Raw genomic sequence first — 22,297 nt, forward strand, 5'->3', positions numbered from 1 at the left:
ATGATGATCCGCACACTTCTCACCGGCCTGGCGCTGACGGCGGCGCTCGCCTTGGCGGGCTGCGATGCCGGCGGCAAAGGTCCGAAGTTCTCGATCGTCTCCGGCTCGGAAAACACGGTTATCCAGCCGATCGTCGAAGAATTCTGCAAACAGAAGAACGCCACCTGCAGCTTCACCTACGAAGGCACGCTGGATATCGGGCTGGCGCTGCAGAGCGAAACTGGCGTCGAGCAGGACGCCGTCTGGCCGGCATCGAGCGTCTGGGTCGATATGTTCGACACCAAACGCCGCGTGAAGACGCTGACCTCGGTGGCGCAGACGCCCGTTATCCTCGGCGTGCGCAAATCGAAGGCGCAGGCGCTCGGCTGGATCGGCAAGCCTGTGTTCATGAAGGACATCTTGGCGGCGGTGAAAAACGGCTCGCTGAAATTTCTCATGACCTCGGCAACCCAGTCCAATTCGGGCGCCAGCGCCTATCTCGCCATGCTCTCCAGCGCGCTCGGCAACAAGCCTGTCATCGAGCCGGGCGATCTCGACAAGCCGGAGGTTCAGGGTACCGTCAGGGCGCTGCTTGCCGGGGTCGAACGCTCGTCGGGTTCCTCCGGCTGGCTCGCGGACCTCTATACGGATTCTGCTGGCCAGGGCACGCTCTACGATGCCATGTGGAACTACGAGGCGGTGCTGAAGGAGACCAACGACAAGCTTATCGGCATGGGCAAGGAGCCGCTTTATGCGATCTATCCGGCCGATGGCGTGGCGATCGCGGACTCACCGATCGGCTTCATCGATCACGGACGAGGACCCGAGGTCGAAACTTTCTTCAACGAACTGGTCGCCTATTTGCGGTCCGCACCCGTGCAGAAGCGCATTGCCGACACCGGCCGACGCATTCCATTGGGAGATGCTGTGACGAAAGGGGACCCGAGTTGGAATTTCGACCCGAGCCGGTTGGTGACCGCGATCCGCATGCCGGAGCCGACCGTGATTCGCCAGGCGCTCGATCTCTACCAGGGCGCATTGCGTAAGCCGTCGCTCACGGCCCTTTGCCTGGATTTCTCCGGCTCCATGGGAGGCACGGGCGAAAATCAATTGCAGGCTGCCATGCGGTTCCTGTTCAATCCGGATGAAACCGGAAAGGTGCTGGCGCAATGGACGCCGGCGGACCGCATCATGGTCATTCCGTTCGACAGCCGCGTACGGACGACGCTTTTGGCCACGGGCGACCCCGCACAACAGAAGAACCTTGTCGATAAAGTGTCGCTGCAGCATGCCGATGGCGGCACCGATATGTATGCTTGCGCAAGCAGGGCGCTTGAGCGCATGAAGGATACCCAAAATCTTTCGTCCTATCTGCCGGCGATCGTCATCATGACCGACGGAAAGTCCGATGATGCGAGCCGCGATTTTCTGAGTGAGTGGATGGCAACCAACCCGCATGTGCCGGTCTTCGGCATCACCTTTGGCGACGCCGACAAGTCGCAGCTCGATGCCTTGACCAAGGCGACATCGGGGCGTGTGTTCGATGGTCGTGGCGATCTCGTCAGCGCCTTCCGCGCGGTGCGTGGCTACAACTAGGACACCGATGCGCAATTGGTTCGGCAATGACTGGAATTGGATCGTGGCGGGGCTTACCGCCGCGATCGTCGTTCCCGTCTTGAGCTTCTTTGCGAAGATGCCGTTGTGGATCGCGGCCGTCATCGGTCTGCTCGTCTTTACAGGCCTCATCTTTACATTGTCGCCGCGTCGGCTTTTCGAAGGTCTGGATGCGAAAGCCATCGGCAAGGGACGTCTCGATTTCGCGCGCGATCTTTTGAGTGCGGCCGCACCGGCAGCGCAAAGGCTGGAAGTCTCGGCGGATCACATCGCCAACAAAGAGACGGCAAAGCGCGTGCGGCATCTGGCCGAAATCGCCGCCGATGTCTTTGCCAAGGTGGAGGCGAGCCCGGAAAGCGCCGGCACCGTGCGGCGCTTCCTCAGCTATTACCTGCCGCGAGCGGCCGAAGTCGCCGAGGGTTTCGCCACGCTCGAGGCCAAGCGCGTGCCGGACCAGAAACGATTGCAGGACGTTGAGCTGGTGCTCACCAAACTCGAGGATGCCTTCGTGCACTATTCGGACAGTCTCGTCGACGACAGGCTCGATACGCTGGACACCGAGCTGCGCCTCATACAGGCCTCGCTCAAAGAGGATATCGGACGCTGATGGCTATCTCTCGCCGCGCCTTTGGAGTGGGACTTCTTGCTACCGGCGTTGCCGGCACCGGTGGCTATTTCGCCGTGAAGGACCGGCCGGAGTTCCAGGGACTGCTCGGCAACCGCACGAAGCTCTTCGGCTTCATCGGCGGTGAGAAGGTGGCGTTTCTGGCGGACGAGGATGTTGTCGGCGCTCTGCATGGATACGGACTGGATATAGACAGCCGTGTGGCCGGCTCCGTCGAGATGGTGCGCGAGCAGGCACTTCTGTCGCAGAATCCTGCTTTCCTTTGGCCGTCGTCCTCGATCATGGTCGATATCGCCCGGCAGCGCGGCGTCAAGATCCGCGACGACCGCGTCGTGCTGAACACGCCGGTCGTCGTCTACACCTGGCAGCCGGTGGTCGACGGGTTGATGAAAGCCGGGCTGGTCACCGTGACGCCCACCGGACAGCATCAGCTTGATCTGAAGGCATTGCTCGATGCCGTCCTTGCTGGAACGAATTGGTCCAAGCTCGGGGTCGACGCGCTCTACGGGCAGGCGCGCATCGTCTCGACCGATCCGAATCGCTCCAATTCCGGCTTCATGTTTGCCGGATTGGTACTGAGCCTGTTTGCCGGCAACGTCGCGACGGTCGCCGATCTCGCGCGGTCGGGCGACAAGGCGCAGATGATCTTCCGCAATATGGGCTTCAAGTCGCCGTCATCAGGCAAGCTTTTCGATCAATATCTCGCCGGCGGGCTCGGCGGCGAACCGATGATCGTCGGCTACGAGAATCAGTTGGTCGAATGGATCATCGCCGATCCCGGACGGTGGAAGCGCGTTCAATCGAGCTCCACGGCAAAGCCGGTTGTGCTTTATCCGCATCCGACCGTCTATTCGTCGCATCCTCTGATCGTCGTGGATGAAACCGCCAACCGGATGATGGATGCGCTGACAAGGCCGAAGCTGCAGGAACTCGCCTGGACCAAGCACGGCTTCCGCGGGCCATTGGGCACGGCGACCGGTAATGCACATGATGCGATTGCAGGCCTGCTGCCGGCCGAGATCGACGCGGTCTTGCCAATGCCGGACGCCAACGTCATGCTGGCGTTGCTCGACAAGGTGGCGAGCTAAAGGGCAGGGGTCTGCCGTATTTTTTCCACCTAAGCCTTGCATTCCCGGCAAATCGAATGTATGGGCAGCCGCATTCCACACGTAAGGCATGGGATTGTCCGGGAGAAATCCGGATCGTTCCGCCCGGTGGCATCTTCGAAGAGGATGCTGTTCGCCTTGCGGAGGTTCAACCGGAAAAGGAGTCAAAGGCATGGCATTGCCTGATTTTTCTATGCGTCAGCTTCTGGAAGCTGGTGTTCACTTCGGCCACCAGACGCATCGCTGGAACCCGAAGATGAAGCCGTACATCTTCGGCGATCGTAACAACATCCACATCATCGACCTCGCCCAGACGGTTCCGCTGCTGAGCCGCGCCCTGCAGGTTGTCAGCGACACCGTTGCCCGTGGCGGCCGCGTTCTGTTCGTCGGCACCAAGCGTCAGGCGTCCGAACTGATCGCCGACAGCGCCAAGCGCTCGGCCCAGTACTACGTCAACGCCCGCTGGCTCGGCGGCATGATGACCAACTGGAAGACGATTTCGAATTCCATTCAGCGTCTGCGCAAGCTCGACGAAATCCTCAACGGCGAAGCCCAGGGCTTCACCAAGAAGGAACGTCTGAACCTTGAGCGCGAGCGCGAAAAGCTGGACAAGGCTCTCGGCGGTATCCGCGATATGGGCGGCACCCCGGACCTGATGTTCATCATCGACACCAACAAGGAAAAGATCGCGATCGACGAAGCCAAGCGCCTCGGCATTCCGGTCGTCGCCATCATCGACTCGAACTGCGATCCGGACCTGATCGACTATCCGATCCCGGGTAACGACGACGCTTCGCGCGCCATCGCTCTCTACTGCGACCTGATCTCGCGCGCTGCCATCGACGGCATCGCCCGCCAGCAGAGCGCATCCGGCCGCGACCTCGGCGCTTCCGTTGAAGCTCCGGTCGAGCCGACACTGGCGGACGGCACCGAAGCCTGATCGCGTCTTGTGGCGGGCAGAAGCTTGTCCGCCCGAGCGTATTGATATCCGGGATAAGGCCGTTTGCGACTTCAAGGAGTTCGAGCGGCCTTATCGCGTTTTTGGTAACTGCTGGCCTACTGCATAATTCCTTAAATCGGAATCGATTTAAGGGTAAATTATGCAGCAGATTTAAAGTGCTACAGCGACCTTTACGCGTCACCATGACGCGTGGCGCTGTAGGCGGAAAATCCAGGCATGTTCCAAACAGAATTCCACAGTATGACGCTGCTTCATAACGCTGTCATACTTACGGGTACATTTCGTCCCTCAAATCGGTGCCGCTTCGGCTTAACGCCGTTTGCCGCACCGTATGAACCGACAAGAGGAAGCTTATGACCGAGATTACGGCTGCACTGGTGAAAGAACTGCGCGAAAAGTCTGGCGCAGGCATGATGGACTGCAAGAAGGCGCTGACCGAGACGAACGGGGATATCGAAGCCGCGATCGACTGGCTGCGCGCCAAGGGCATCTCCAAGGCCGACAAGAAGTCCGGCCGCACCGCCGCTGAAGGCCTGGTCGCCATTGCCGGCGCCGGTCACAAGGCCGTCGTCGTCGAGCTCAACTCTGAAACCGACTTCGTTGCCCGTAACGATGCCTTCCAGGATCTTGCTCGCGGCATCGCCGAAGTTGCGCTGTCCACCAACGGCACTGTCGAAGCCATTTCGGCTGCGACCTATCCCGCATCCGGCAAGCCGGTTGTCGACACCATCAAGGACGCGATTGCAACCATCGGCGAAAACATGGCGCTTCGTCGCGCGGTCAAGCTGGAAGTTGAGCACGGCGTCGTGGCGACCTACATCCACAACGCTGCTGGCGACGGTATCGGCAAGCTCGGCGTTCTGGTTGCCCTGAAGTCCGTCGGTGACAAGGCCGTTCTGACGTCGATCGGCCGCCAGGTTGCCATGCACATTGCTGCTACGAACCCGCTCGCCATCCGTCCGGAAGAAGTTGACGCTGCCGTCGCCGAGCGCGAACGCAACGTCTTCATCGAGCAGTCCCGCGCCTCCGGCAAGCCGGACAACATCATCGAAAAGATGGTCGAAGGCCGCATGCGCAAGTTCTTCGAAGAAGTCGCTCTTCTGTCGCAAGCTTTCGTCATCAACCCGGACCTGACCGTCGCCGCTGCCATCAAGGAAGCTGAAAAGACCGCCGGTGCGCCGATCGAAATCACCGGCATGGCCCGTCTTCTTCTCGGCGAAGGCGTCGAGAAGGAAGAGACCGACTTCGCTGCCGAAGTCGCCGCTGCCGCCAAGGGCTGATCAACGAATTCATTTCGTCTGTTGACGAAACGAAACCATATCCCAGATAGGTGAAACCATATCAGGGGAAACCCGTGGGCATCGCGTGACAACGCGGTGCCCTTCGTGTATCCGGCTTTCACTATTACCCCGCGATCACTTCAAGGAGCGACAATGTCCCAGCCGATCTACAAGCGCGTATTGCTCAAGGCCTCCGGCGAAGCTCTGATGGGCAGCCAGGGGTTCGGTATCGACGTTACCGTCGCTGACCGCATTGCATCCGATATTGCCGCAGCGCGCGAAATGGGTGTCGAGGTCGGCGTCGTCGTCGGCGGCGGCAATATCTTCCGCGGCGTTGCCGTGGCCTCCAAGGGCGGAGACCGCGTAACCGGCGACCACATGGGCATGCTCGGCACCATCATCAACGCGCTGGCGCTGGCCACCTCGCTGCGCAAGCTGGATATCGACACGGTGGTGCTGTCAGCCATTTCCATGCCGGAGATCTGCGAAAGCTTCTCGCAGCGTGCGACGCTCTATCATCTCTCGCTGGGCCGCGTGGTGATCTTTGCCGGCGGCACCGGCAATCCCTTTTTCACCACCGATTCCGCCGCTGCGCTGCGCGCCGCCGAAATGGGCGCCGAAGCAATCTTCAAGGGCACGCAGGTCGATGGCATCTATTCCGCCGATCCGAAGAAGTTCCCGGATGCCGAGCGTTTCGAACATCTGACCCACAGCCAGGTGCTGGAAAAGGGGCTCGCCGTCATGGATGTGGCCGCCGTGGCGCTTGCACGGGAAAATTCAATTCCGATCGTCGTCTTTTCCATTCACGAAAAGGGCGGTTTCGCAGAAATCTTGACCGGCGGCGGTCGTAAGACCATCGTATCCGACAATTGACGTTCCTGTGGCACCGGGCCTTCCCGGCGCCGCCTATTACACGGGAGTATAAAAACATGAGTGAAGGCACCGACCTCAAGGAACTGAAGCGCCGCATGGACGGCGCCATCGCGGCATTCAAGAGCGATATCGCCTCGCTGCGCACCGGCCGCGCGTCCGCCAACATTCTCGATCCGGTCACGGTTGAAGCCTATGGTTCGCGCATGCCGCTGAACCAAGTTGCCAACATCACCGTACCCGAGCCGCGCATGCTGACCGTTTCCGTTTGGGATAAGTCGATGGTCGGCGCCGTCGAGCGGTCGATCCGCGAATCCAATCTCGGCCTCAACCCGATCGTCGATGGCCAAAATCTGCGTATTCCGCTGCCGGAACTCAACGAGGAGCGCCGTCGCTCGCTGGTCAAGGTTGCCCATGAATATGCCGAGAAGGCGAAGGTGGCGATTCGCCATGTCCGCCGGGATGGCATGGACGGTCTCAAAAAGGCCGAAAAGGACGGTGTAATCGGTCAGGATGAAAGCCGCGCTCAGTCTGAGCGTGTGCAGAAGATGACGGACGATACGATTTCGGATATCGACCGCTTGCTAGCCGACAAAGAAAAGGAAATCATGCAGGTCTGATTGCCACTAGAGCATCCCGCTTTCGATCAAGAAACATTGAAAGCGGTGAGGGTGCGCTAGATTTGAAGTCCTGGAGCATTTCCTGCCGAACGAAACCGGATCCATATGTCAGTTCCCACGTTCTCTGCCATACCCGATCACCTCGCCATCATCATGGATGGCAACGGGCGTTGGGCCAACGCGCGCGGCCTGCCGCGCACCATGGGCCACCGTAAGGGCGTGGAGGCGGTGCGCGAAACGGTACGGGCGGCAGGGGATGTCGGTATAAAATATCTGACGCTCTTTGCCTTTTCCTCGGAGAATTGGCGCCGCCCGGAGACTGAAGTGAGCGACCTTCTCGGCCTGCTCAAGGCGTTCATTCGGCGGGACCTTGCGGAACTGCATCGCCAGAATGTCCGCATCCGCGTGATCGGCGACCGCTACAATCTGCGCAGCGATATCTTGCCGCTGTTGATCGAAGCGGAAGAGACCACCAAGGACAATACCGCGCTGACGCTGATCATCGCCTTCAACTATGGCTCGCGCGACGAGATCACCCGCGCTTTCGTCAGCCTGGCCAAGGACGTCGAAGCCGGGCGCCTGCGCCCGCAGGATATTCGTCCCGAATTGATCGATGCACGACTGGATACGGCCGGAATCCCTGATCCTGATCTCATCATCCGCACCAGCGGCGAAGAGCGGCTGTCGAACTTCCTTCTTTGGCAGGCGGCCTATTCGGAATTCATGTTCATGCCGGAGTACTGGCCGGATTTCAGCCGGGACCTCTTCTTCTCCGCGCTGGAAAAATACGCCGCGCGTGATCGGCGCTTTGGCGGGCTTTCCGCCAAACAGGCGGCGGCCGTGGGGTCCTGATGAGCCGTGAACTCAGGCTGCGCATCATTTCCGGCATCGTTCTTGCCGCGGTCGTTCTGGCTGCGACTTGGTATGGCGGTCTGAGCTTTCGTATCCTGGCGGCGGCGATCGGCTTGCTCGTCTACTATGAATGGTCTACGATAACGGACCTGCATGGTCGCGATCCGCAGGGCAATGCGCTTGGCTGGCTCGGCCTCCTGCTGATAGCCAGCGCGACACTAGCGGCGGAATCCGTCTATTCCCTCGAATTGCTGATCATCTTTGTTGCGGTCACGGCGATCATGGTCGCCATGCGTAGCAAAAGCTGGTGGCTGCCCGGCGGAATATTCTATGCGGGATTGACGGCAATCGCCCTTGCCGAGATCCGGGATGACGATCTGCGCGGCTTCGTGCTGATGCTGTTCATCTTCGCCACCGTTTGGGCGACGGATATTTTTGCCTATTTCGTTGGCCGCGCCATCGGCGGGCCGAAGCTTGCGCCGCGCATATCGCCGGGCAAGACCTGGTCGGGCGCGATCGGCGGGGCCATTGCCGCGGTGATTGCCGGAACAGCGGTCGTCTGGAGCTTTTTCTCGGCAGATGGTTTATGGATTCCTGCGCTCACTCTGGTGCTGTCAATCTGCAGCCAGATCGGCGATCTTTTCGAGTCTTTCATCAAGCGCCGCTTCGGAGTCAAAGACTCCAGCCACCTGATTCCCGGCCATGGCGGCGTCATGGACCGGGTCGACGGACTAATTTTTGCTTGTTTTGCAGCGTTTTTCTTGGCTATCGTAATATCGCTGACAATAAGCGGCGAGACTATGTCATTGGGCGGCGTTCTGCTCGGTGTCTGAAATCAACGCGAACAGGATCGTGCATGGGTAGCGTGGCAGGCATTATCGGCTTCTTGACGAACAACGTCATAACGTTTGTTTTCGTACTGTCTTTGCTCGTTTTCGTGCACGAAATGGGTCACTATCTGGTTGGCCGTTGGTCCGGTATCCGCATCATGGCCTTTTCGATCGGCTTCGGTCCGGAAGTCGCTGGTTTTACCGACCGCCATGGTACGCGCTGGAAGCTGTCAATCATTCCGCTCGGCGGCTATGTCCGCTTCTTCGGCGACGAGGATGCCTCGAGCAAGACCGATGTCGATCAGCTCGCGGCCATGACCGAGGAGGAGCGCGCCCGGTCCTTCGCCGGCGCCAAGCTCTGGAAGCGGGCGGCCACCGTTGCGGCCGGCCCGATCGCCAATTTCATTCTCGCCATCGCAATCTTCGCCGTACTCTTTGGCGTCTATGGCCGCACCGTCGCTGATCCGGTCGTCGCCGTGGTCATGCGCGGCGGTGCCGCCGCTGAAGCGGGAATCGAGCCAGGCGACCGTCTTGTTGCCATCGATGGCAACAAGGTGACGACGTTCGATGAGGTGCAGCGCTATGTCGGCCTGCGTCCCGGTCGCAATATCGTGCTGTCCGTCGAGCGCGACGGCCAGAAGCGCGATTTCAGCATCCTGCCGAAGCTCGTGGAAGACACAGATCAGTTCGGCAACAAGATGGAAATGGGACGCATCGGCATCGCGCTCGTCGATCCGCTGGTGACGGCGGTTGAGCCGGGTGGACCGGCAGCGCAGGCGGGCGTGCAGGCGGGTGACCGCCTGGTCGCCGTCGACGGCAACAATGTCGCGACCTACTATGATATCGCCCGCTACGTCGGCGATCGCCCCGGCAAGAGCCTCGTCTTGACGGTCGAACGCAACGGTCAGATCCGTGATTTTCCGATGGTGCCGGAAACGTTGAGCGCGACCGACGCCTCTGGAAAGAAGAAGGACGTCGGTAGCATCGGTATTTCGCCGATCGACCCGCTCGTCGCTTCGATCGCACCGGACAGCCCGGCGCAACAGGCCGGTCTCGCGCTTGGCGACCGTATCCTCTCCGTGGATGGGCATGTGGTCGATTCCATCGGCGACGTGCAGCGTTATTTGGCATCCGGTGCGGACAAGCCGGTGGTGTTGTCCGTCGAGCGCAGCGGTGGCACACGCGACGTTCAAATACTTCCGAAGAAAACCGAAGAGCCCGATGCCTTCGGCAACCAGACGCAGATCAGCAGCATCGGGATTACTGACGGCCAGAAGCCCATCAAGCTCCGTTATGAGGCATATGGTCCGTTCCAGGCGCTGGGCGAAGGCGTCAGACAGACCGGCAATATCGTGTCCGGCACCTTCGAATATCTCGGCAATGTCATCGGCGGCTACATGAAGGCGGATCAGCTCGGCGGCCCCATTCGGGTGGCTCAGCTTTCCGGGCAGATGGCAACCCTGGGCTTTTCGGCGGTGCTCCAATTCGCCGCCATACTTTCTGTTTCCATTGGGTTATTAAATTTGATGCCGGTGCCGGTACTTGATGGCGGGCACTTGATGTTCTATGCGATTGAAGCCGTAAGGGGAAAACCGCTGGGTGCTCGGGCACAAGACATCGCTTTTCGAATTGGTTTTGCGATGGTCCTGTCACTCATGGTGTTTGCGACATGGAACGACATCAGCTCCAGGATAGGCTGATGGGGCAGTAGAGGAAATTACGATTTATTTACGATGTTTCAAAGCTGTAGTGGCGAATGAGCCACGGTTTGAAATGAAGTAAACAGAAATTAACTTGCTCCCTTGCTTGTATGTCAAAAGCGGGTAAAACGACACACGTGGCCGGAATCGGGTTCGCTCGGGGCTGGGGACGACTGATAAAAAGGTAAGAAGTGAAAATGAAGGCTGGTTCAAGATTTTTGAACGCAGTGTCGGCGGTAGCGCTGTCTGCTGGTGTTGTTGCGTCGGGCGCTGGTGTTATCACCCTTGCTTCTGCCTCAGTCGCAGAAGCCGCTGTTATTCAGCGGGTTGATGTCAGGGGAGCTGAACGCGTTGGTCCCGAGGCTGTTCGCGACAATATCACGATCAAGCCTGGCAAGAGCTTCTCGCCAGCCGACATCGACAATTCGGTAAAGCAGCTTTATGCGACCGGATACTTCTCCGATGTACACGTAACCGTCTCTGGCAGCACGCTGGTCATTTCCGTCAAGGAAAACCTGCTGATCAATGCCGTGGTCTTCAACGGCAACCACAAGATCAAGGACGACAAGCTTCAGGGCATCGTTCAGACCCACGCGGCCGGCCCTTACAACGAGAGCCAGGTTCAGGCTGACATCAAGACCATCAAGGACGCTTACGCCGCAATCGGCCGTAATGAAGTCCAGGTGACGACGCAGACCGTGCCGGTCGCGCAGGGCCGCATCAATGTGGCCTTCGTCATCAACGAAGGTGACCGCACCAAGATCGACAAGGTCAATTTCTCGGGCAACCAGGCTTACAGCAGTGGCCGTCTTGCTTCGGTGATCAGCACCAAGAAGAGCAACTTCCTGTCGTTCCTGACCCGCAAGGACGTCTACAGCCCGGAACGCCAGCAGGCCGACCAGGATGCGCTGCGTCAGTTCTACTACAATCACGGTTATGCCGATTTCCGCGTCGTTAGTGCCGATGCGACGCTGAACGAGCAGACCAACGAATACACGCTGAACTTCAACGTCGATGAAGGTCCGCGCTACACCTATGGCGACATCAACGTCGTCTCGACGGTCGAAGGCGTCAACGCCGATGACCTGAAGAGCCTGGTCATTACGCATAAGGGTGATGTCTACAGCGCCAAGGACATCCAGACCTCGATCGAAAATATTTCCAAGCGCGTCGCTGCTGCCGGCTATCCCTTTGCCCGCATCACGCCACGCGGCAATCGTGACCTGACTGGCCACACGATCGGTATCGAATATCTCGTCGACCAGGGCGAGCGCGCCTATGTCGAGCGCATCGAAATCCGCGGCAACACCCGCACGCGCGATTACGTCATTCGCCGCGAGTTCGACCTCAATGAAGGCGACGCTTTCAACCAGGAAATGATCACCCGCGCCAAGCGCCGTCTCGACGCGCTCGGCTATTTCACCAAGGTTGATATCACCACCGCCCAGGGCAGCGCTCCGGACCGTGTCGTCGTGATCGTCAACGTCGAAGACCAGCCGACCGGTTCGTTCGGTATCGGTGCTGGTTACGCTGTCGGCAACAATGGCGGCCTGCTGCTGGAGGCTTCGGTCGAAGAAAAGAACTTCCTGGGTCGTGGCCAGTACATCCGTATTGCTGCTGGTGCCGGCACGGAAGGCAACCGTACCTATAACATCTCGTTCACCGAGCCCTATTTCCTCGGCTATCGTCTGGCTGCCGGCTTCGACATCTTCCGGAACCAGACCTCGAGCGATGATTTCTACGATTATTCGGAAGAAGGCTTCTCGCTGCGCGTCACCGCGCCGATCACCGAGAACTTCGCGACGACGCTGCGCTACAACTACAAGCGCCTGCAGTACGACGGTACCAACGACTGGGAAAACAATCTGTCTGCTCCCTACCTGAACCTCGTGAACAACAGCCCGTGGGTTCAGTCGACGATTTCGCAGACCTTCACCTACAACACGCTGGACGACCAGAACCTGCCGCGCGAAGGTATCATCGCCAAGTTCACGCATGAATATGCGGGTCTGGGTGGCGACTCCGACTTCTACAAGCTGAGCGGCAAGGCGCGTTACTATAAGATGATCAGCGACGAAGCCGACATCATCGGCTCGCTGACGGTCGGCGCCGGTTATGTCATGCCGACGGGCGATCACCTGAACGTCTTCGATCAGTTCACGCTTGGTGGTCGTGAAATCCGCGGCTTCGAAAATGCTGGTATTGGTCCGCGTTCGTCGCATGGCGATGCGCTGGGCGGCACGACCTACTTCACGGCTTCGGCTGAAGCAAGCATGCCGATGCCGGGCGTTCCGCAGGATATCGGTCTGCGCGTCGCAGCCTTTGCCGATGCGGGCACGCTCTATGGCAACAAGGCTGATCTCTTCGGTGACGTCCTGCACAACGACAGCTCGATCCGTGCTTCGCTGGGTGCAGGTCTGATCTGGTCGTCGCCCTTCGGTGTCATCCGTGTTGACTATGCTGTGCCGGTTCTCAAGGAAGATTACGACAAGACCGAGAATTTCCGGTTTGGCATCGCCAACCAGTTCTGATATCGGCAGCCCAGAACTGCGGGCTTAACACCGTTCTGGAGCTGGTGCTTATGGAACATATCGGTTTTTTTCCGCCCCATGATGGCGTCAGCCTAAGCGCGCTGGCCGAGTATCTTGGGGCGGAGCTTGTTGACGAGGCCTTTGCCGGCGTCGTCATCAAGTCCATCGCTCCCGTCTATCGGGCGGGCGAAGGCGACGTTTGCTACATTCTCTCCCGGAAGAATCGTGCGGAATTGGAGACCTGTCGGGCTTCGGCGATCATTTGTTTGCCGGCGCTGAAGTCTTTCGTTCCCGCGCATATCCCGGTTCTCCTTTCCAAAAAGCCGCATACGGATTTCGCGCTGGCGGGTGCTCTTCTGCATCCGCAAGCCATGCGTCCGGTTGCGCTGACGTCTGCGCCAACGCTGATTTCGCCGGCGGCTTTCATCGATCCAACCGCCAAGCTTGAGGCGAATGTCGGCGTTGAGCCGTGCGCGGTTATCGGGCCTGGTGCCGAGATCGGCGAGGGCACACGCATCGGATCTGGCGCGATGATCGGGCCGGGCGTCAAGATCGGGCGCAATTGCACGATCGGTGGCGGCGCGAGTGTGCTTTGCTCCTATCTCGGCAATGGCGTCATCATTCACAATGGTGCGCGCATCGGCCAGGATGGGTTTGGCTATGCGCCGGGGCCGCGCGGCATGGTGAAAATCGTGCAGATCGGCCGCGTCATCATTCAGGATAATGTCGAGATCGGCGCCAACACCACGATCGATCGCGGCACCATGGATGATACGGTCATCGGCGAAGGCACGAAGATCGACAACCAGGTACAGATCGGACATAACGTCCGCATCGGCCGCCACTGCGCCATCGTCAGCCAGGTCGGCATAGCCGGCAGCACGGTGCTCGGCGATGGTGTGCAGATCGGCGGTCAGGCAGGCTTGAACGGCCACATTCATATCGGCGACGGCGTTCAGATCGGCGCCAAGAGCGGCGTAATGAATAATATTCCAGCGGGTGAGCGTTATGCTGGTCTTCCGGCGCGGCCATTGTGGGATTTTCTGAGAGAGTCGGCGGAGATCGCAAAGCGATCAGGAGCCAGAGAAAAGAAGGACGGTGCGGAGCATGACTGAAGAAGCCAAGACGTCGATGTCGTCGGCAGACGTCATCGAAATCATGAAGCTCTTGCCGCATCGCTACCCCTTCCTCATGGTCGACAAGATCATTGAGATCGATAGCGATAACTCCGCCATCGGTATCAAGAACGTCACGGCCAACGAGCCGCAATTCACCGGCCACTTTCCGGAATCTCCGATCATGCCGGGCGTGCTGCTGATTGAAGGCATGGCGCAGACGGCTGGCGCGATCTGCGCCCGCAAGGATGGAATCGGCGGCAATCTCGTCTACTTCATGACGATCGATAATGCCCGTTTCCGCAAGCCGGTCGTGCCGGGCGACCGTGTTGAGTTCCATGTCGTCAAGCTGAAGCAGCGCGGTACGATCTGGAAGTTCCATTGCGACGCCAAGGTCGATGGTTCGCTGGTTGCCGAGGCCGATATCGGCGCGATGATCGTACGGAAGGACCAAGAGCAGGCATGAGCAGCATTGCAAAAAGCGCGCGCATTCATAAGCTCGCGGTTGTTGAGGATGGAGCGGTCATTGGCGAGAACGTCGTCGTCGGTCCGTTCTGCCATGTCGGCCCCAAGGTCGTGCTGCATGATGCCGTCCAGCTCCTGACGCATGCTGTCGTGACCGGCCGGACGACGATCGGCAAGGGCACGAAGATATTCCCCATGGCTGTCGTAGGCGGCGATCCGCAGAGCGTGCATCATGGTGGTGAAGAGACGACGCTGGATGTCGGCGAGAATTGCACGATCCGCGAAGGCGTGACGATCAATACCGGGACGGCCGACTACGGCGGCAAGACCATCGTCGGCAACGACAATCTGTTCCTTGCCAATTCGCACGTCGCCCATGATTGCCGCGTCGGCAACAATGTCATCATGTCGAACAATGTGATGCTGGCGGGGCATGTCACCGTGGAAGACCGAGTCATCCTCGGCGGCGGCTGCGCGGTGCATCAGTTTACCCGTATCGGTCGGCAAGCTTTCGTCGGTGGTCTCTCCGCCGCGAGCTACGACGTCATTCCCTATGGCATGCTGAACGGAAATCCGGGCGTGCTCTCGGGCCTCAACATTGTCGGCATGACCCGGGCCGGAATTGAGCGTTCGGTCATCCATTCGGTTCGCCGCGCCTATAAGAGCATTTTCGAAGGCGAAGGTTCGATCCGCGACAATGCGGCGGCGATCCGCGCTGAATATGCCGATTGCAAGGAAGTGATCGAGATCCTCGATTTCATCGCCGCCGACAGCGATCGCGCATTGTCGTCGCCCAATCGCGGTAAGGGCTGAGGTGGCCGCGAGCGGTCAAAGCCATACGGGCAGGCTGGCGATCATCGCAGGCAGCGGCTTTTTGCCGGCCTATGTCGCCGACGCCGCCCGCCAGGCAGGTGAAAATCCTGTTATCATAGCACTGACGGACGAGGCGGATCGCGATTGGTCCGCTTTCGATCATGCCAATCTCGGCGTCGGCAATTTTGCCGGCCTGGAGGCGATGTTTCGCCGCTATGGGGTCGACCGGGTCGTGATGTCCGGCGGTGTTGCGCGCCGTCCGCCTTGGCGCGACGTGCGCCCGACCTGGCGCGTCATCAAGGAATTGCCGTTGACCATCCGCACCCTTCTTTCCGGCGGCGATAATGCCGTGTTGCAGATGGTGATCCGCTTGATCGAGGCTGGCGGCGTCCGCGTCGTCGGCGCGCATGAGATCGCACCGGATTTGTTGGCGACCACCGGGCCGCTTGGCCGTTTCTCGCCATCGGAAGAGGACCTGCGCGATATTGCGCAAGGTGCGAAGGCAGCCGTTGCGCTGGGGCTGCTGGATGTCGGGCAGGGTGCCGTCAGCGTCGGCGGCCGCGTCGTGGCACTCGAAGGCGCCGAGGGCACGGACAAGATGATCGAGCGTGTGGCAGGTTTGCGGGCCGACGGGCGCATATCAAAACGTCGTCGCGGCGTATTGGTGAAGCTCTGCAAGCCTCAGCAGGATGTACGCGCAGACCTGCCGTCGATCGGGGTCTCGACGGTACTCAACGCCAAGAGAGCCGGCCTTGCCGGCATCGCCGTCGAGGCTGGCAGGGCGCTGGTCCTGGAACGTGAAGCGGTCATCGCGGCTGCCGACGAAGCCGGGCTTTTCGTCTGCGGCATCGACCGTGGCCTCAGCGCGGAGGGCTTCATGTGAGCGGTGCGCCGTTGAAACTCGCTGTCATCGCCGGCGAGGTCTCCGGCGATCTGCTTGGCGGCGATCTCGTCGCGGCATTGAAGCAACGCTACGATGGCCCCATCGAGCTAATCGGCGTTGGTGGCGACGCGCTGGAAGCGCAGGGCTTGCGTTCGCTTTTCGATTATTCCGAACTGTCGATCATGGGTTTTGCGCAGGTTATCAAGCGCTTGCCGAAACTGCTTGCCCGTATCCGCCAGACGGCGGACGCCATCATCGCGGCCAAGCCTGACGTGCTGCTCATCATAGACAGCCCGGATTTCACCCATCGCGTCGCCAAGAAGGTCCGCGCTGCGCTGCCTGACCTGCCGGTCGTCGACTATGTCTGCCCGAGCGTGTGGGCGTGGAAAGAATATCGCGCGCAGAAGATGCTCGCCTATGTCGATCACGTCCTCGCCATTCTACCCTTCGAGCCGGCGGCGATGCAGCGGCTGGCGGGGCCGGCTACCACCTATGTCGGCCATCGCCTGACGGTGGATCCGAACCTGCTGGAGACCCGTCGCCTGCGTGCGCTTCGGGTGCCTAGCGCGCCTGATGGCGAGAAGACGATCCTGCTGCTTCCCGGATCGCGTTCCTCGGAAATTCGCCAGCTTCTGCCGGTTTTCGAGCAGGCGGTGCTGGAGCTTAGCCGGCGAAGCGATCGCGTTCGTTATGTCTTGCCGACCGTTCCGCGGCAGGAGGCATTGGTGCGCTCGCTGCTTGAAAACTGGAGCGTCAAGCCGGATGTCTTCGTCGGCCAGGATGCCAAGTGGAATGCTTTTGCGGAAGCGGATGCTGCAATGGCAGCCTCCGGCACCGTGGTTCTGGAATTGGGGCTTGCGGGCGTTCCCGTCATTTCGGCCTATAAGACCGAGTGGCTCGCCCGGTTCGTGCTTTCGCGCATCAAAACCTGGACGGCGGCTCTGCCGAATTTGATTGCGGATTATGCCGTGGTGCCCGAGCTGATCAACGACGTGCTGCGTCCCGGTCTGTTGGCCCGCTATATGGAGCGCTTGTCGAATGATACGCCGGAGCTTGCGGCTATGCTTCACGGCTACGATCTGGTCTGGCAGCGAATGCAGACCGAGGAACCGCCTGGCGAAAAGGCGGCGGCGATCGTTCTCGATGTCTTGTCCAAGAAAAAACCCGGCCATTTCTGACCGGGTTTTTTGTTGTCTCGTTTTTCGGCTTAACGCTTGGAAACCGGAACGTATTCGCGCAGCGGTTCGCCGGTGTAGAGCTGGCGCGGACGGCCGATACGCTGTTCCGGATCTTCGATCATCTCGTTCCACTGAGCGATCCAGCCGACGGTGCGGGCAAGCGCAAACAGCACTGTGAACATGGTCGTGGGGAAGCCCAGGGCCTTCAGCGTGATGCCGGAATAGAAGTCGACGTTCGGGTAAAGCTTCTTCTCGATGAAATAGTCATCGGTCAGCGCGATACGTTCCAGTTCGATCGCGATGTCGAGCAACGGATCGTCCTTGATGCCGAGTTCGCCGAGCACTTCGTGCGCCGTCTTCTGCATGATCTTGGCGCGCGGATCGTAGTTCTTGTAGACGCGATGGCCGAAGCCCATCAGACGGAACGGATCGTTCTTGTCCTTGGCGCGGGCGATATATTCCGGAATACGGTCAACCGTGCCGATTTCCGTCAGCATGTTGAGCGCTGCTTCATTGGCGCCGCCATGAGCCGGGCCCCAGAGGCATGCGATGCCAGCGGCAACGCAAGCGAACGGGTTGGCGCCGGAAGAGCCAGCGAGACGAACCGTCGAGGTCGACGCGTTCTGCTCATGATCCGCGTGCAGGATGAAGATGCGGTCCATGGCGCGTGCAAGCACCGGATTGACTACATATTCCTCGCAGGGCACGGCAAAGCACATGCGCAGGAAATTCGAGGCATAGTCGAGATCGTTCTTCGGGTAAACGAAGGGCTGGCCGATATGGTACTTGTAAGCCATGGCGGCAAGCGTCGGCATCTTGGCGATCATGCGCAGGCTTGCGACCATGCGCTGGTGCGGATCGGTGATGTCGGTGGAGTCGTGATAGAAGGCCGACAGAGCGCCGACGCAGCCGCACATGACGGCCATCGGATGCGCATCGCGGCGGAAACCGGTGAAGAAGCGGGACATTTGCTCATGCACCATGGTGTGGTGCACGACCCTGTAATCGAAGTCTTTCTTCTGGGCTGCGGTCGGCAATTCGCCGTAGAGCAGCAGGTAACAGACTTCGAGGAAATCGCCGTGTTCAGCAAGCTGTTCGATCGGATAACCGCGATGCAGCAGAACGCCTTCGTCGCCATCAATAAAGGTGATTCTGGACTCGCACGACGCAGTCGAGGTGAAGCCAGGATCGTAGGTGAAAGTGGAGGTGTTCTTATAAAGGGCACCAATATCAATGACACTTGGGCCGATGGTTCCGGTCTTAACCGGCAAATCCACCGTCTTTTCACCCCAAGTTAGTTTCGCGCTTTGTTCCGTCATGCTGATCCTCCAAGATTTGGCGGGATGGCGCCTTAAAAAGCGCCAAAGGGTTAAGCGACTAACGATTAGCTATATGATCCAGAGCCTAATGCCAAGTTATCGTTACGCCTATTTGTGCATTGCGGTATCAACTTTTGGGCACTGCGGTAGGCGGACTCGTCGTGCGCTAACATGAATTGGCGTCATTTGTTGGAGATTAGGCCGATTTCAGTTGAAATCACCTAGCGGTGACGGCAAAACTCTCGCTCTAGCTGTAGTTTTGCGTGGGCGCTGGGGTATATGCCTAATTTAGAGGCACCGGATCCGCAGGTGGAAAGTAGGGAGTTTGCTGCGGTTGCCGAGCGCGAGCACGGCATCGGCACGACTATTTCTGCTACCAAAGCGATGCGGCCGGAGCGAACACAGGATCACGCCGCGCTTATTGCCCGTCTTCGCCTTGCGGCAGGCAGCATCCGACTCGGCATTTACCATTTGGTCGAAGAAGAGGCGGCGTACGGTCGCGCGATGCTGTTTGCGCCGGTCTATATCGGCGCCGGCGCGATCTTCTGGTTTGCCGCCGGAGCCGATCCGCCGCCGCAGGCCGTTTTTGCCGCCCTCCTTATCTTCGCAGCCGCTTTCTTCATCCAACAGGAGGCGGGGCGGGTGTTGCGGCACTTGCTGTATGCGGCCATGCTTGCCTGCTCCGGCATGGCTTTGGCGCAATGCGAAACCTGGCGCGCGTCGACGGTGATGCTCGACTCTGCGGTGACGACTACGATCACCGGGCGGATCGAACGGCGCGAGGCCGACGATAAGGGGCGTTGGCGCTATGTCGTAGCTCTCGAGGCAACGGAAAAGCCGGCTGTTCGCCGGCCTCCGGCGCAGATCACCATTTTCGTGCGCAAACAGCTCCAGCCCTTTGAACTCGGGGATCGCATTCAAGGCAGGGCGCGGCTGACGCCACCGGCCGGACCCGCCTTGCCCGGTCTCAACGATTTCGCCTTCAGCGCCTATTTCGATGGCACCGGCGCGAACGGCTTTGCCTACGGAACGCCGACGCTACTATCACCGACCAGTGATGTTGCTCAGGGATCGTTTTTCGATAAGGCGGATATCTGGCTCGCGCGTTTGCGCAGCAGCATCGGCGACAGGATTAGGATGCTTTTGCCCGGTGACACCGGCGCCTTTGCGGCCTCGCTTGTCACCGATGAGAGACGAGCGATCTCGGATGAGACGACGGAAGCGCTGCGGACCTCAGGTCTTGCGCATATCATTGCCATCTCCGGCCTGAACATGGCGCTCTCCGCGGGCATCTTTTATGTCGGCCTGCGTTATGCCCTCAGCCTGTTTTTCGGCGTGGCCCAGGCCTGGCCAACGAAGAAGATCGCAGCCTTCGGCGCGCTGGTCACGGTGACAGCCTATTATTTCATTTCCGGCTTCGGCGTATCGGCAGAGCGCGCTTTCATCATGATGGCGATCATGCTGGTTGCCGTGCTCTTCGACCGGCCATCCCTCAGCCTCCGAAACGTAGCACTGTCGGCGATCGTCATCCTCATTCTGTCACCGTCACAGGCGCTCGGACCAAGTTTCCAGATGTCCTACGCGGCGACCTTGGCATTGGTGTCCGGTTATTCGCTCTGGACGAGGCGACCGCATCGGGAAAGCGTTCTCTCCCGGTTCCGGCTCCTGCGTCCGCTGCTCTTCGTCTCGCGCTTCTTCGGAGGCATATTGTCGACCTCCTTTATCGGCGGCGCGTCGACCGCGATCTTCTCGATAGAGCATTTTCACCGCTTGGCGACATATGGTCTTGTCGCCAATCTGGCGGCCATGCCGGTCGTCTCCTTTGTCGTCATGCCTTTTGGTATGGCGGCTACAATGCTGATGCCGTTTGGCGTCGATGCTCCTTTCTGGCAGATCACCGGCGCGGGACTCGATGCCGTCATCGTCGTTGCCAAAACGGTCGCCGCCTGGGGCGGCAATATTCCCTTTGGCCGACTACCGGTCTGGCTATTTCCCACGGTCATAGTCGGCTTCTTGCTGATGACCCTGCTCAAAACATGGCTGCGGCATGCGGGTGCGCTTTTGATCATTGGCTCGGTCGCAGTCGTGGCCCTCAGCCCCGGTGTTCCGAAACCCGATCTGATGATCTCCGAGGACGGTACGCTGGTCGCTTTGCTGCGAAACGGTGCGTTGACGACCAACCGTGAGAAACCGCCCGATTTCATCTTCGAGCAGTGGCAAAGAGCCCTGGCGATCACCGAGCAGCAACCGCCTGCGATGCTTCCGCCCGACAGCCAGCTCCCTAAAATCAGCAAATCGGACAAGCATCGCCGCTTGAGTTCCGACGAACAGACCGCCGTTCGAAAGGCGATGGATGCGGCACTGGACAATGCCGGGCAGGGCGGTTTCGCCTGCCAGAAAGGGGCTTGGTGCGTGGCAATGCTGGAGAATGGCGACATGCTTGTCACCATTGAAGACGCTGCTTATCTCGCTCCGGCCTGCGATACCGCCAATATCGTCGTCACACCCATACGGCTGCGGCTTGATCGCTGCCGCTCCGGCGCTATGCTTTTTACGGGCGTAACACTTCGCCGGACTGGGTCCATCGAAATGAACCTCGGCGCCGAGAAACCGGTAATAACGGCGGCGTTTGAAAATCTAACGCGGCCATGGAGCCTTCATCGCGCCTATGACTGGCGAACCGGTACTTTCGGAGCGCCGATCGCACCGGTGTCACCCGTCAGTGATAGCGGCGAATGAGGCCGACGAGCTTGCCTTGCACTTTCACACGATCCGGCCCGAAAATACGGGTCTCGTAAGCCGGGTTAGCGGCCTCAAGCGCGATCGAAGCTCCCTTGCGGCGGAAGCGCTTCAATGTCGCCTCTTCATCATCGACGAGAGCGACGACGATGTCGCCGGGATTGGCGGTCGTGGCGTTGCGGATAATGACGGTATCGCCATCAAAGATGCCGGCATCGATCATCGAGTCGCCCTTGACCTCCAGCGCATAGTGCTCGCCGGAGCCGAGCATGTCGGCGGGAACGGTGATGTCATGGGTATTGTTCTGGATGGCCGAGATCGGAACGCCGGCGGCGATGCGGCCCATGACGGGGACCGAGACCGAACTGTTGTTTTCCTCACTTACCGGCTTGGCGGGAGCGGGTGGCGGCACAAGTTGCGGTTTGCCAAGGCTACCCTCGATGACGCTTGGCGAAAAGCCGCGGCGTGGCTGCAGGCTCGGGCTATAGGCCTCCGGCAGCTTGATGACTTCCAGCGCCCGGGCCCGGTTCGGCAGACGGCGGATGAAACCGCGCTCTTCCAAAGCCGTGATGAGACGGTGAATGCCAGATTTTGACGCGAGGTCCAGCGCATCTTTCATCTCGTCGAAAGATGGCGGAACGCCGGACTCCTTCATGCGTTCGTGAATGAAGAGAAGCAGTTCCTGCTGCTTGCGCGTCAACATCGTTTTGAACCTCGGGACTGAGAAGGTGTCGTGAAACAAATCCAGAACGGACACTATATGTTCCATATGTGTTCCGCAAGTCCTTAAATTTTGGTGAATATTTTGTAAGTGTCT

19 protein-coding genes are annotated in these 22,297 nt (G+C 59.7%); 17 read left to right on the top strand and 2 right to left on the bottom strand.

Features of this window, described 5'->3' with window-relative positions; all coding sequences use genetic code 11:
* The 16 genes from GGD50_RS05075 to lpxB all read left to right on the top strand — a co-directional run bounded on the left by GGD50_RS05075 (window position 1) and on the right by lpxB (window position 17,422).
* Complete coding sequence (locus tag GGD50_RS05075) at window positions 1-1,575, top strand: substrate-binding domain-containing protein (RefSeq protein WP_107108138.1); 1,575 nt, start codon at window positions 1-3, stop codon at window positions 1,573-1,575.
* A gap of 7 nt (window positions 1,576-1,582) precedes the next feature.
* On the top strand, window positions 1,583-2,200 hold the full coding sequence (locus GGD50_RS05080; RefSeq protein ID WP_107107932.1) for a 5-bromo-4-chloroindolyl phosphate hydrolysis family protein: 618 nt from the start codon (window positions 1,583-1,585) through the stop codon (window positions 2,198-2,200).
* Window positions 2,200-3,306 (top strand): substrate-binding domain-containing protein, encoded by a 1,107-nt coding sequence (locus GGD50_RS05085; RefSeq protein ID WP_107107933.1) that lies wholly within the window; start codon window positions 2,200-2,202, stop codon window positions 3,304-3,306. Before GGD50_RS05080 ends, GGD50_RS05085 begins: the two co-directional genes overlap by 1 nt.
* Before the next feature lie 190 nt (window positions 3,307-3,496).
* Window positions 3,497-4,264, top strand: a complete 768-nt coding sequence (gene rpsB, locus GGD50_RS05090; protein WP_028755022.1) for a 30S ribosomal protein S2 — start codon at window positions 3,497-3,499, stop codon at window positions 4,262-4,264.
* A 374-nt stretch (window positions 4,265-4,638) separates the two neighbouring features.
* Window positions 4,639-5,565, top strand: coding sequence for a translation elongation factor Ts (gene tsf, locus GGD50_RS05095; protein WP_107107934.1), 927 nt, complete (start codon window positions 4,639-4,641; stop codon window positions 5,563-5,565).
* Between the two features lie 153 nt (window positions 5,566-5,718).
* A complete protein-coding gene (gene pyrH / locus GGD50_RS05100) occupies window positions 5,719-6,438 on the top strand; it encodes a UMP kinase (RefSeq protein ID WP_107107935.1) in 720 nt (239 codons plus the stop codon).
* Between the two features lie 56 nt (window positions 6,439-6,494).
* Window positions 6,495-7,055, top strand: a complete 561-nt coding sequence (frr, locus tag GGD50_RS05105) for a ribosome recycling factor (protein WP_028755025.1) — start codon at window positions 6,495-6,497, stop codon at window positions 7,053-7,055.
* 105 nt (window positions 7,056-7,160) lie between these two features.
* The gene (locus GGD50_RS05110) at window positions 7,161-7,907 is read left to right on the top strand and encodes an isoprenyl transferase (protein ID WP_107107936.1); all 747 of its coding nucleotides are present in this window, start codon (window positions 7,161-7,163) and stop codon (window positions 7,905-7,907) included.
* The gene (locus GGD50_RS05115) at window positions 7,907-8,740 is read left to right on the top strand and encodes a phosphatidate cytidylyltransferase (RefSeq protein WP_107107937.1); all 834 of its coding nucleotides are present in this window, start codon (window positions 7,907-7,909) and stop codon (window positions 8,738-8,740) included. The genes GGD50_RS05110 and GGD50_RS05115 overlap by 1 nt, the downstream gene beginning before the upstream one ends.
* A 23-nt stretch (window positions 8,741-8,763) precedes the next feature.
* A complete protein-coding gene (gene rseP, locus GGD50_RS05120; RefSeq protein ID WP_107107938.1) occupies window positions 8,764-10,437 on the top strand; it encodes an RIP metalloprotease RseP in 1,674 nt (557 codons plus the stop codon).
* Window positions 10,438-10,634: 197 nt separating this feature from the next.
* Entirely contained in the window at window positions 10,635-12,968 is a 2,334-nt protein-coding gene (gene bamA, locus GGD50_RS05125; protein ID WP_107107939.1) for an outer membrane protein assembly factor BamA, read from the top strand.
* Between the two features lie 50 nt (window positions 12,969-13,018).
* Window positions 13,019-14,083 (top strand): UDP-3-O-(3-hydroxymyristoyl)glucosamine N-acyltransferase, encoded by a 1,065-nt coding sequence (gene lpxD, locus GGD50_RS05130; RefSeq protein ID WP_107107940.1) that lies wholly within the window; start codon window positions 13,019-13,021, stop codon window positions 14,081-14,083.
* Window positions 14,076-14,549: a 3-hydroxyacyl-ACP dehydratase FabZ gene (fabZ, locus tag GGD50_RS05135; protein WP_107107941.1), complete on the top strand. Its 474-nt coding sequence runs from the start codon at window positions 14,076-14,078 to the stop codon at window positions 14,547-14,549. Before lpxD ends, fabZ begins: the two co-directional genes overlap by 8 nt.
* Entirely contained in the window at window positions 14,546-15,361 is an 816-nt protein-coding gene (lpxA, locus tag GGD50_RS05140) for an acyl-ACP--UDP-N-acetylglucosamine O-acyltransferase (RefSeq protein ID WP_107107942.1), read from the top strand. The genes fabZ and lpxA overlap by 4 nt, the downstream gene beginning before the upstream one ends.
* Window position 15,362: 1 nt before the next feature.
* Entirely contained in the window at window positions 15,363-16,244 is an 882-nt protein-coding gene (locus GGD50_RS05145) for an LpxI family protein (RefSeq protein WP_107107943.1), read from the top strand.
* Window positions 16,241-17,422: a lipid-A-disaccharide synthase gene (gene lpxB, locus GGD50_RS05150; protein WP_107107944.1), complete on the top strand. Its 1,182-nt coding sequence runs from the start codon at window positions 16,241-16,243 to the stop codon at window positions 17,420-17,422. Before GGD50_RS05145 ends, lpxB begins: the two co-directional genes overlap by 4 nt.
* Window positions 17,423-17,451: 29 nt before the next feature.
* Here lpxB and gltA read toward each other — a convergent pair whose 3' ends face one another.
* Window positions 17,452-18,741, bottom strand: coding sequence for a citrate synthase (gene gltA / locus GGD50_RS05155; protein ID WP_107107945.1), 1,290 nt, complete (start codon window positions 18,739-18,741; stop codon window positions 17,452-17,454).
* A gap of 279 nt (window positions 18,742-19,020) precedes the next feature.
* On the opposite strand from gltA, the gene GGD50_RS05160 reads away from it, so the two are divergent.
* The gene (locus GGD50_RS05160) at window positions 19,021-21,480 is read left to right on the top strand and encodes a ComEC/Rec2 family competence protein (protein WP_107107946.1); all 2,460 of its coding nucleotides are present in this window, start codon (window positions 19,021-19,023) and stop codon (window positions 21,478-21,480) included.
* Here GGD50_RS05160 and lexA read toward each other — a convergent pair.
* Complete coding sequence (gene lexA / locus GGD50_RS05165; RefSeq protein ID WP_107108139.1) at window positions 21,461-22,183, bottom strand: transcriptional repressor LexA; 723 nt, start codon at window positions 22,181-22,183, stop codon at window positions 21,461-21,463. The two genes, GGD50_RS05160 and lexA, sit on opposite strands and share 20 nt — an antisense overlap.
* Window positions 22,184-22,297 lie beyond the last annotated feature (114 nt).

This window comes from Martinezella paranaensis (assembly GCF_014200235.1).
Classification (GTDB): domain Bacteria; phylum Pseudomonadota; class Alphaproteobacteria; order Rhizobiales; family Rhizobiaceae; genus Rhizobium; species Rhizobium paranaense.

Excerpts from the sequence above, each read along its gene's own strand:
- GGD50_RS05075 (WP_107108138.1), top strand. The coding sequence starts at position 1 with ATGATGATCCGCACACTTCTCACCGGCCTGGCGCTGACGGCGGCGCTC.
- GGD50_RS05080 (WP_107107932.1), top strand. The coding sequence starts at position 1,583 with ATGCGCAATTGGTTCGGCAATGACTGGAATTGGATCGTGGCGGGGCTT.
- GGD50_RS05085 (WP_107107933.1), top strand. The coding sequence starts at position 2,200 with ATGGCTATCTCTCGCCGCGCCTTTGGAGTGGGACTTCTTGCTACCGGC.
- rpsB (WP_028755022.1), top strand. The coding sequence starts at position 3,497 with ATGGCATTGCCTGATTTTTCTATGCGTCAGCTTCTGGAAGCTGGTGTT.
- tsf (WP_107107934.1), top strand. The coding sequence starts at position 4,639 with ATGACCGAGATTACGGCTGCACTGGTGAAAGAACTGCGCGAAAAGTCT.
- pyrH (WP_107107935.1), top strand. The coding sequence starts at position 5,719 with ATGTCCCAGCCGATCTACAAGCGCGTATTGCTCAAGGCCTCCGGCGAA.
- frr (WP_028755025.1), top strand. The coding sequence starts at position 6,495 with ATGAGTGAAGGCACCGACCTCAAGGAACTGAAGCGCCGCATGGACGGC.
- GGD50_RS05110 (WP_107107936.1), top strand. The coding sequence starts at position 7,161 with ATGTCAGTTCCCACGTTCTCTGCCATACCCGATCACCTCGCCATCATC.
- GGD50_RS05115 (WP_107107937.1), top strand. The coding sequence starts at position 7,907 with ATGAGCCGTGAACTCAGGCTGCGCATCATTTCCGGCATCGTTCTTGCC.
- rseP (WP_107107938.1), top strand. The coding sequence starts at position 8,764 with ATGGGTAGCGTGGCAGGCATTATCGGCTTCTTGACGAACAACGTCATA.
- bamA (WP_107107939.1), top strand. The coding sequence starts at position 10,635 with ATGAAGGCTGGTTCAAGATTTTTGAACGCAGTGTCGGCGGTAGCGCTG.
- lpxD (WP_107107940.1), top strand. The coding sequence starts at position 13,019 with ATGGAACATATCGGTTTTTTTCCGCCCCATGATGGCGTCAGCCTAAGC.
- fabZ (WP_107107941.1), top strand. The coding sequence starts at position 14,076 with ATGACTGAAGAAGCCAAGACGTCGATGTCGTCGGCAGACGTCATCGAA.
- lpxA (WP_107107942.1), top strand. The coding sequence starts at position 14,546 with ATGAGCAGCATTGCAAAAAGCGCGCGCATTCATAAGCTCGCGGTTGTT.
- gltA (WP_107107945.1), bottom strand. The coding sequence starts at position 18,741 with ATGACGGAACAAAGCGCGAAACTAACTTGGGGTGAAAAGACGGTGGAT.
- GGD50_RS05160 (WP_107107946.1), top strand. The coding sequence starts at position 19,021 with ATGCCTAATTTAGAGGCACCGGATCCGCAGGTGGAAAGTAGGGAGTTT.
- lexA (WP_107108139.1), bottom strand. The coding sequence starts at position 22,183 with ATGTTGACGCGCAAGCAGCAGGAACTGCTTCTCTTCATTCACGAACGC.